We start from the raw sequence: 8,163 nt of genomic DNA on the forward strand, positions 1-8,163 counted from the left end.
TCATCCAGGCGCGCCAAAAACTGGCTGACCAAGCCGTTCGACAGGTGTTCCAGCAGACCGCCACACTCTGGCATCAGCAGTGTCAGCACCCCACCTGGGCCGGCTTGCAGCTGCTGGCCGTGGACGGGGTGGTCTGGCGCACGCCCGATACTCCGGACAATGCCGGCGCCTTTGCCAAGTCGAAAACCGTCCAGGGGGAGACGCAATATCCCCAGGTCCGCATGTTGTGTCAGATGGAGCTGACCAGTCATCTGCTGACCCAGACAGTGATGGACTCCTGTGCGGTAAACGAGATGGTGTTGGCAGAGCAACTGATTGAAAAAACACCCGATAATAGCCTGACCCTGTTCGATAAGGGCTTCTACTCACTGGGGTTACTCCATGCCTGGCAACGCCAGGGCGTAGCGCGTCACTGGCTTATTCCGCTGAAAAAGGGGGCTCAATACGAGGTCATCCGCAAGCTGGGGCGGCAGGATGTGCTGGTACGCCTCAGTGCCAGTCCGCAGGCCAAGAAGAAGTGGAGCGAGTTGCCGGAGCAGTTCGAAGCCCGGCTGCTGACCCGGACGGTAAACGGCAAGGAGCGGCAGGTGCTGACCTCGCTCACCGACCCGCTGCGCTTCCCGGCCAGCGAGTTGATGGAGCTATACCAGAATCGCTGGGAAATCGAGCTGGGCTATCGGGAGATGAAACATAGCCTGCAACAGCACCGGCTGACGCTGCGCAGCAAGAAACCCGATGGAGTAAGGCAGGAGCTATGGGGCTTGGTATTGGCCTATAACCTACTGAGATATCAGATGGTTAGGATGGCGGCGAGCTTAAAGGGCTATACGGCCAGCCAGTTGAGCTTTCACATGGCATCGGTGTATCTGCTGCATGAACTCAGTTGCCTGCCGTTTGTGTCACCGGGCATGGTTCCAGGGCGTGTCGCTGAGTTGGACAAACAGGCAGAGCAGTTCAAGTTACCCGCCCGCCGAGAACGAAGTTACCCAAGGTGCATCAAAGCCAAACCACAGAAGTATGCGACGAGAAAACCTAGTAAAAACAATGCCAGTCAGGCTTAACTGACTGGCATTAGGGCACCTGGCCCCGCTTGCATTCCCGTGTTGCTCTTCTTTTATTATTTGCCGTGGGCCTTGATAGCCTCGACCGCCTTGTCGGGGAAGTCGCTGAATACCCCGTCCACATCGGCCTGATAGAGGAAGATGTTGAGCAGGTCGGTGAAGTCTTTCGCATAGGCCGGGATCTGCCCCTCATCCTGACGGAAGGTATAAGGATGCACCTTGAGACCGGCCGCGTGGGCCTCTTTCACCATGCCGGTGAAGACCGGCTTGCCGGGAGTGCCCGGCTCGGTCACCACCATGGGTTTCCAGGGACCGATTCCCTCGGCATAGGTGGCGATGGTCTTCATGGCACCCGGCTTGAACATCCAGTCGTAGTCATAGGGGGTCGCCTTGCCCTTGGCGTCATAGACCATGGTCTCGTTCCAGTCGGTCTCGGCCATCAGCTGCACCAACTTCAAGTCCATACCCATGGCGGGCATCAGCTCGCCGTTGATGCGCTTGAGCTCGTTGGCATCGAAGCACTGCAGATAGACCTTGTCGCTCTTGCTGGTGTAGCCGTACTCCTTGAGCACGTTCAGCACCGCCCTGGAGATGTCCTTGCCCTCGTGGCGGAACAGCCAGGGAGCCTTGATCTCCGGGTAGATGCCGATGTGCTTGCCGGTGCTCTTGTTGAGCCCCTGGATCATCTCGATCTCTTCCTGGAAGGTATGGATCCTGAAGCTGGACTTCCACAGCGGGAAGCGCGCCGGATAGACCGGCACCTGCTTGCCGTCCACCAGCTGGAACGGCTCGGTCATGCGCAGGGAGCGCACCTCGCCCAGGGTGAAATCCACCACATAGTAGCGTCCGTCCGGGCGGGCCCGGCCGGGGAAGCGCTCGGCCACGTCCGTGATGCCATCGAGGAAGTGATCGTGCATCACCACCAGCTGGTCATCCTTGGTCATCACCAGGTCCTGCTCCAGATAGTCGGCCCCCATGCCATAGGCCAGGGCCTTGGATTCCAGGGTGTGTTCCGGCAGGTAACCGGAGGCACCACGGTGGGCGATCACGATTTTGCCTTCGTCGGCCGCCAGTGCGGGCAGCGCCAAGGCGGCCCCGAGGCCAAGGGCTATCAGGGTACGGTGAGGTTGCTTCATCAAGAGGTCTCGTTGTTATGGTGTGTAGGATGCAGGTAATTGTTATAGCAGGGGTTTATTGCAGTTTGACGGCGGGCGGCTAAGGCCGCCCGCCATGGGTCATCAGCAGGCTTCGGGCAGGACGTGGTGGTGCTCGAGCAGCCAGGCACCGAGCTGCTGCTGCTCGGATTCCGACAGGCGCAGCCCCAGCTTGCTGCGGCGCCACAGGATGTCCTCCAGAGAGTGGGCCCATTCGCGCGCGATGAGATAGCGCACTTCGGATTCATACAGCCCGGCGCCAAAGTGCTGGCCGCGCTCCTCCTTCAGCCAGAGGCGGGCATGAGCGCCATAGGCTTCGGCGATGCGCAGGGCGCTGCGATCGTCGAGCCAGTCGAATTCCAGCGCAAAGGCACGCGCCAGTTCACGCACCGAGCAGTCGAACTCGCCACCGGGCAGCCGGCAGGAGGCGGTCCAGTCCTCTCCCATCTGGCTGAACCAGGGCTTGAGCTTGTTGCAGGCGGCCTGGGCCAGCTTGCGGTAGGTGGTGAGCTTGCCGCCAAACACCGACAACAGCGGCGCGCCGTCGGATTCACCACTGAGCTCGAGCGTGTAGTCCCGGGTCACCGCCTGGGGTGAATCGGACTCGTCGTCACACAGGGGGCGCACCCCGGCATAGGTCCACACCACGTCTGCCGGGCTTATCTGCCTAGTGAAGTGGGCATTGACCACCTTGCACAGGTAGTTGATCTCGGCATCGCTGATCTTGGCTTCCCGCGGGCTGCCCTTGTGCTCCACGTCCGTGGTGCCGATGAGGGAATAGTCCTGCTGGTAGGGGATGACGAAGACGATGCGGTTGTCCTCGTTTTGCAGGATGTAAGCCTCTTCGCGCTCATGGATGCGCGGCACTATCATGTGGCTCCCCTTGATGAGGCGAATGCCGCGGGGGGATTTCTCGCTCAGGCTCTCGTCATAGAAGGTCTTGACCCAGGGGCCCGCCGCATTGACCAGACCACGGCAGCTGACGGTGAATTGCTCGCCCCCTTCCCGCTCCAGCGTCAGGGTCCAGTGTTTGGAGCCGCGCACCGCCTTGACACAGCGGGTACGGGTCTGGACATCGGCGCCCTTGTCCCGCGCCAGCATGGCATTGAGCACCACCAGCCGGGCGTCGTCGACCCAGGCGTCCGAGTATTCAAAGCCCTTGTTGATGCCGCTCTTGAGACCGTCCTGTGGCAGGAAGCGCAGACCGCAACTCCCCTTGAGCCTGTCCCGCTTGGCCAGGTTGTCATAAAGGAAGAGACCGGCGCGGATCATCCAGGCCGGACGCAGGTGCGGGCGATGAGGCAGACGAAAACGCATGGGACGGGCGATGTGGGGAGCCATACCGAGCAGGACCTCCCGCTCCGCCAGCGCCTCTTTCACCAGCCGGAATTCGTAATGTTCGAGATAGCGCAGGCCGCCGTGGATCAGCTTGCTGGAGTTGGACGAGGTGGCAGAGGCGAGATCGCTCGCCTCGAACAGCGCCACCTTCAGCCCCCGCCCCGCCGCATCTGCCGCGATGCCGACCCCGTTGATGCCGCCGCCGACGACGACCAGATCATAATGTTCGCTCATGTTCACCTACTTTCTTATTTTGTGTTTGCCATGACAGCAATGTTTGATTTCGCTCATATTAGAACATAAAAAACCAATAAACGAACATTTCGTGAGAGAAATGTGATCGCGATTGTTTTCACAATGCTAAAAATGCTGCCAGTCGGTGATGGCCTGGCCAAGCTAAGGTCTGCCGGAAACAGCCATTTCGGGCAGGGAGGAGAACAAAGAGTGCCGGATGGGGGTGCCCATGGGGCAAGGTGATGAAGGCGATGGCGTGAATTCCTCGCAGGCGCCTAGCGTCGGTGCAAACCGGGTGCCCGAGTGCGGGGGCAACATCAGGGGTCAAAGAAGGTGTGTCAGCGCCAGGAACTGGCCTCTTAGGCGCCGCAAGGGAGACGCCGCAGGCCGGGAGGGGGCAGAAAAAAAAGCGGCCGCCCCGAGGCGGCCTGATGCCTGTACGGGGAAGCTCAGCAGATATGGCAGGCGATCTGATGCTGGGACATCAGTCGCATCAGCTTCTCCGGCGGCTCCTGATCCGTGAACAGGGCGTGGATCTGGTTGAGGTTGCCGAGGTTGACCATGGCGTTGCGGCCAAACTTGGTGTGGTCGGCGGCCAGGAACACCTGGCGGGAGTGGGCGATGATGGCCTGGGCGATTTTCACCTCGTGATAGTCGAAATCGAGCAGGGAACCGTCGCTGTCGATGCCCGAGATGCCGATGACGCCGTAGTCCATGCGAAACTGGCCGATGAAGTCGCGGGTCGCCTCCCCGACAATGCCGCCATCCCGGTTGCGAATTTCGCCGCCGGCGATGATGACGGTGAAGTCATCCTTGGCGGTCAGGATGCTGGCGACGTTCAGGTTGTTGGTGACCACGCGCAGCTCCCGGTGGTCGAGCAGGGCCCGGGCGATGGCCTCGGTGGTGGTGCCGATGTCGATAAAGAGCGACGAGCCGTCGGGGATGTTGGCGGCCACTTCCCGGGCGATGCGCTCCTTCTCCTTGAGCTGCATCACCTTGCGGGCGCTGTAGGCGGTGTTGACGGTGCTCGAATGCAGTGAGGCCCCGCCGTGATGGCGCCGGATCTTGTTCTGTTCGGCGAGATCGTTGAGATCCCGGCGAATGGTCTGGGGGCTGACGTCAAAATGGGTCACCAGATCGTCGGTCGAGACGAAACCCTGCCGGGTCAGGACGTCCAGGATCTCCAGATGTCGTTGGGTTTGCTTCACGCTTGCACTCCGCAGATGAGACGAAAAAAGGCCCCGGCAGGTGCGGGGCCTTTGGCAGTGTACCTGATCCCTTTTCCAATCGATAAGGGCAGGATCACGTTTTATGCCTTATGGGCAGCCGCCTTGGCGGCAATCGACTCGTTCTCGTGCTTGAGGGTCATGGCCAGCAGGATGATGGAGAGCACGCAGGAGACGGTGAGCACCATGAAGCCGCCGTCCCAGCCGAAGTGGTCAACGGTATAGCCCAGCATGGCGTTGGCCGCGACCGCGCCACCCAGATAACCGAACAGGCCGGTGAAGCCCGCCGCGGTACCGGCCGCCTTCTTGGGCGCCAGCTCCAGGGCGTAGAGGCCGATCAGCATGACGGGGCCATAGATGAGGAAGCCGATGGCGACCAGGGCCATCATGTCGATGGTCGGGTTCCCCGCCGGGTTGAACCAGTAGACCAGCACGGAGAGGGTCACCAGCACCATGAACAGGATGCCTGCCGGGGCACGGCGGCCCTTGAACATCTTGTCGGAGATCCAGCCGCACAGCAGGGTGCCCGGGATCCCCGCCCACTCATAGAGGAAGTAGGCCCAGGAGGAGTGATCCACGCTGAAGTCCTTGGCCTCTTTCAGATAGGTGGGCGCCCAGTCCAGCACGCCGTAACGGATGAGGTAGACGAAGGCGTTGGCGATGGCGATATACCAGAGCAGCTTGTTGTGCAGCACGTACTTCATGAAGATCTCCTTGGCGGAGAACTCCTGCTCGTGGCTTTCGTTGTAATCCTTCGGGTAGTCGTTCTTGTACTCCTCGATGGGGGGCAGACCGACCGATTGCGGGGTATCGCGCATCACGAAGAAGGCAATCACCGCGATGGCCGCCGCCGCCGCCGCAGGCACATAGAAGGCGCTGCGCCAGTCGTTGAACCAGCCCATGCCGAGGATGAACAGGGGGCCTATCATGCCGCCGCCCACGTTGTGGGCCACGTTCCAGACCGAGACGATCTCACCCCGCTCCTTCTGTGACCACCAGTGCACCATGGTGCGGCCGCAGGGAGGCCAGCCCATGCCCTGTGCCCAGCCGTTCAGGAACAGGAGCACGAACATGATGCCAATGCTGGAGGTAGCCCAGTGCATGGTCCCCATCATGAACATGATGCCTGCCGAGAGCAGCAGACCGGCGGAGAGGAAGTAGCGCGCGTTGGATCTGTCCGACACGTTCCCCATCAGGAATTTGGAGAGACCGTAGGCGATGGAGACGCCGGAGAGGGCCAGACCCAGATCCCCGCGGGAGAAGCCCTGCTCGATGAGGTAGGGCATCGCCAGACTGAAGTTTTTCCGTACCAGGTAGTAACCCGCATACCCGAAGAAGATCCCGAAGAACACCTGCCAACGCATGCGTTTATAGAAGGGATCCACCTTGTCGGCCGGCAGCCGGTCGATATGGGGTGCAGGCCTGAAGAGAGTGACTGCTCCCCGCCGCAAGCGGCGAGGCTTCCCACTTCTTAGGCCGCTACTGCCGAATTGGCAGATTAACGCTGGCCTCCATGGGTAGAAACGACGTGTCCCGCCGCCTTTAATTCCAATATGCCTTGTTGCTGGATATTCATGGCCGCGTTAATGTCGCGGTCATGCCCTGCCCCACACGCTGGACATACCCACTGCCGCTGATGCAACGGCATGTCCGGCATCTTGTGGCCGCAATCGCTACACAGTTTCGAGCTGGCAAACCACTGATCAAGTTTGATTAGGTGGCGACCCGCCGCTTGTGCCTTGTACTCCAGCTTCATGATGAAACCATGCCAACCAGCATCGCCAATGGCGCGGGCCAGTTTGTGATTTTTCATCATGTTCGCTGATTTCAATGTCTCCACGATGACCGCTTGGTTTTCGTCAACCATCGTGTGAGAGAGTTTGTGCTGAAAATCGGCGCGGGCATTGGCTACCCGTTCGTGCAGGGCGGCCAGTTGCCGTCTTGCCTTGCCACGGTTGGCGCTGCCCTTTTTCTTGCGAGACAGTGCCTTTTGCTTGCGTCGTAGATTGCGACTGGCGTTGATAAGGTGGCGTGGATTGGCAATCTTTTTGCCGCTCGACTCAATGAGGTAGTGGGACAGCCCCATATCACAGCCAGTCACGTCCGTGATGAAGGTGGGCTTGGCGGGAGCCTCGCAGCCATCCTCGCAAAGGATGGAAGCATAGTATTTCCCTGTCGGGCCACGGCTGACTGTGATGCTGGATACCACGCCGATAATATCTCGATGAATGACCGCCCTGATGGGCGTCATCTTCGGCAACTGGATAGCCGCTGTGAGCACCTTTCCGTTGGGGTGATAGCTGGATTGCCTGCCCCGTTTGCTCTTGAAGGTAGGCATTCGTGCCTTGAGCTTGGGATTGAAGAAGTTGGCGAATGCCTTGTCGAGATTAATCACCGCTTGCTGCAAGGCGAGTGAATCGTACTCCTTTAGCCAGCCGTATTTGCGCGATTTTTTCGCCACTGCGAGCATGGGTTTCAGGTCGCGTTTCGGTTTCAGTGAAATCCCGTGACGCTTGAACATGTGTCGTTGAATATGAAGGGCCTTGTTGTACGCGAACCGCACCGCGCCGAACTGGGCATTCAAGAATGCCGCTTGTTCGTCGGTCGGATAAATGCGTACTTTCGTTGCTCTTCTCAAAGTCACCGCTCGCTGCTAGGATACCCATACAGTATGACTTTTAACGAAGTATTGCAAGTGAGTGTGCATCATGATGATTTGACTAGGTATCTGCGGAGGCGTCACTCCGTCAGCAAGCTAGTTGTGCATTTAATCTTCACCACGAAGTACCGCCGCAAACTGCTTGATGGCACCATGATCGAGCAGATGCGCGGCGCATTTTTATCTGCGGCAGAGAAGTTGGAGATCGACATTCTGGAGATGGATGGCGAAGCCGATCACGTTCATCTGCTCGTAGCCTATCCACCGAAGTTGGCCGTCAGTGTGTTGGTCAATAATTTGAAGTCGATCAGTAGCCGCCAGATCCGCATATTGAATACGCACCTACGAAAGCAAAGTAATAGCGGGCTCCTGTGGTCGCGCTCTTACTTTGCTTGCAGTGCTGGCGGGGCCACTATCGAAACGCTCAAGGCGTATGTGGCCTCGCAGAACACACCAGATTAGCTCCCCTTATATCCCCGCCCGATTGGGCG

General features: G+C 59.5%; 7 protein-coding genes. 2 read left to right on the forward strand and 5 right to left on the reverse strand.

Features of this window, described 5'->3' with window-relative positions; all coding sequences use genetic code 11:
• Window positions 1–1,061, forward strand: a 1,061-nt coding sequence (locus AB5Y50_RS10995) for an IS4 family transposase (RefSeq protein WP_368162444.1), incomplete at its 5' end; no start/stop codon positions are given.
• A 56-nt stretch (window positions 1,062–1,117) separates the two neighbouring features.
• Here AB5Y50_RS10995 and glpQ read toward each other — a convergent pair.
• From glpQ to AB5Y50_RS11020, 5 genes are all read right to left on the reverse strand, one after another.
• Entirely contained in the window at window positions 1,118–2,197 is a 1,080-nt protein-coding gene (gene glpQ, locus AB5Y50_RS11000) for a glycerophosphodiester phosphodiesterase (protein WP_102948241.1), read from the reverse strand.
• A gap of 102 nt (window positions 2,198–2,299) precedes the next feature.
• Complete coding sequence (gene glpD / locus AB5Y50_RS11005; protein ID WP_102948240.1) at window positions 2,300–3,787, reverse strand: glycerol-3-phosphate dehydrogenase; 1,488 nt, start codon at window positions 3,785–3,787, stop codon at window positions 2,300–2,302.
• 449 nt (window positions 3,788–4,236) lie between these two features.
• On the reverse strand, window positions 4,237–4,995 hold the full coding sequence (locus tag AB5Y50_RS11010; protein WP_010674233.1) for a DeoR/GlpR family transcriptional regulator: 759 nt from the start codon (window positions 4,993–4,995) through the stop codon (window positions 4,237–4,239).
• 101 nt (window positions 4,996–5,096) lie between these two features.
• Window positions 5,097–6,464, reverse strand: a complete 1,368-nt coding sequence (glpT, locus tag AB5Y50_RS11015) for a glycerol-3-phosphate transporter (RefSeq protein ID WP_102948239.1) — start codon at window positions 6,462–6,464, stop codon at window positions 5,097–5,099.
• Window positions 6,465–6,511: 47 nt separating this feature from the next.
• Window positions 6,512–7,651 (reverse strand): RNA-guided endonuclease TnpB family protein, encoded by a 1,140-nt coding sequence (locus AB5Y50_RS11020; protein ID WP_041206863.1) that lies wholly within the window; start codon window positions 7,649–7,651, stop codon window positions 6,512–6,514.
• 57 nt (window positions 7,652–7,708) lie between these two features.
• On the opposite strand from AB5Y50_RS11020, the gene tnpA reads away from it, so the two are divergent.
• A complete protein-coding gene (tnpA, locus tag AB5Y50_RS11025; protein WP_041205574.1) occupies window positions 7,709–8,134 on the forward strand; it encodes an IS200/IS605-like element ISAeme8 family transposase in 426 nt (141 codons plus the stop codon).
• Window positions 8,135–8,163 lie beyond the last annotated feature (29 nt).

The organism is Aeromonas sp. s6, from assembly GCF_040907815.1.
GTDB classification, from domain to species: Bacteria; Pseudomonadota; Gammaproteobacteria; order Enterobacterales; family Aeromonadaceae; genus Aeromonas; species Aeromonas caviae.